Source organism: Vibrio sp. 10N.222.49.A3 (genome assembly GCF_041475145.1).
In the GTDB taxonomy this organism is placed as follows: domain Bacteria; phylum Pseudomonadota; class Gammaproteobacteria; order Enterobacterales; family Vibrionaceae; genus Vibrio; species Vibrio tasmaniensis_A.
The window spans coordinates 1-1,637 of sequence record NZ_JBFRVM010000192.1 but is presented as its reverse complement, the minus strand read 5'-3'; the positions used below and the strand labels follow the sequence as shown (position 1 = coordinate 1,637).

General features: G+C 46.6%; 1 protein-coding gene. It reads left to right on the top strand.

Annotated features, from left to right (window positions below; translation table 11 throughout):
- Nucleotides 1–63 precede the first annotated feature (63 nt).
- Nucleotides 64–1,598, top strand: a protein-coding gene (locus AB4589_RS22395) for an IS3 family transposase (protein WP_371715208.1) whose coding sequence is annotated in 2 segments (ribosomal slippage) — nt 64–517 and nt 517–1,598 — 1,536 coding nt in all. Because the reading frame shifts where the segments join, the coding sequence is not laid out codon by codon here.
- Nucleotides 1,599–1,637: the final 39 nt, after the last annotated feature.

The following is a 1,637-nucleotide window of genomic DNA, read 5'->3' as shown; positions in this document are numbered from 1 at the left end:
CCCCCTCTGGCAGGATAGTTGTCACTGTTAAAATTTAACCAGTTTGGGCGATAAAGAGTAATTGTGTCTCGTATCTCAGTAGAAAGAAAAGAAGCTATATTGAAGAAGCTGTTGCCTCCCTATTCGATGTCAGTTAAAGAAGTGTCGGAAGAGGAAGGAATTAGCACTGCGACCCTGTATCATTGGCGCCAGCAACTCAGACGTTCAGGAGCCGCCGTGCCAAATAGCAACACTTCATCAGAGCAGTGGTCTGCTCAAACTAAACTCGCCATTGTTGCCGAGACTTACTCGATGACCGAAAGTGAACTCAGCCAATATTGTCGTGAAAAAGGTCTTTTCCCTGAACAAATCCAAAGTTGGCGCAGCGAATGTATGCAAGGGTTTAAGTCGAGTAAAGAGCAGGAAGCTGAAGCAAAGAAGCAGGCTAAAGCTGACAAACTTGAAATCAAAGAGTTGAAGAAAGATTTACGACTCAAAGAAAAAGCACTCGCTGAAACGGCCGCCCTCTTGGTACTAAGAAAAAAGCTGAGAGCCTTTTACGGGGAAGAGCCAGAGGACGACTAACCTCAACCGATGAAAGGCAGACCATAGTGACTCTTATCCTTGAAGCGAAGCAATGCGGATGCCGTTTAGAGCCAGCTTGCCATGAAGTTCAAATCGACTTGAGAACGTATCGTCGCTGGTATCAGCAAGGTGAAGTTCAAGCTGACAAAAGGCCGATATGCATCAGGCCAGAGCCTGCTAACAAGCTCTCTCAGCAAGAGCGTGATGCGATTATCGAGGTGTGTAACCGCTCTGAGTTCGCAAGCTTACCTCCGACTCAAATCGTCCCGACACTGCTTGACCGAGGTGAGTATATCGCCTCTGAATCGAGTTACTATCGGGTGCTGAGTGCACAGGGACAACTCCACAGACGAGGTCGTCAAAGAAGTAGGCAGAAGCAAGCGAAGCCATCAAGTTACACAGCGACAGATTCGAACCAAGTCTATACATGGGATATCACTTACTTACCTTCAAAAGTTCGAGGCCAACACTATTACCTGTATGTCATCGAGGACATCTACAGTCGAAAAATCGTTGGTTATGAAGTGTATGAGCGTGAATGCGGTGAGCTGGCGTCACAACTTCTGCAACGAACGTTGATGCGAGAGCAATGCTTCAATCAAGCGCTGGTTCTTCACTCAGATAATGGTGCACCGATGAAGTCGCTGACGTTTAAAGCAAAAATGGAAGAGTTAGGTATTACCTCATCGTATAGCCGCCCAAGAGTCAGCGATGATAACCCGTATGTCGAATCATTGTTCCGCACGGTAAAGTACATGCCAAGCTGGCCAACAAAGGGCTTTGAAAGTATCAACAGTAGTCGAAGTTGGGTTGAAGCCTTCGTACGCTGGTACAACACCGAGCATAAGCACAGTAAGCTAAATTACGTCACGCCTTCAGAGCGTCACAATGGAAAAGATAAAGAGATCTTGAAGCGCCGAGCAAAGGTATTACTCGCAGCAAAAGAGCTAAACCCTGAACGCTGGCCAGGTGATATCAGAAACTGTGAACCTGTTGGTGACATTCACCTAAATCCAGAAAGAGAAGCTGCTTAGTAAACAAGCGAATGATGACAACTACCTTGAAAAACGCCG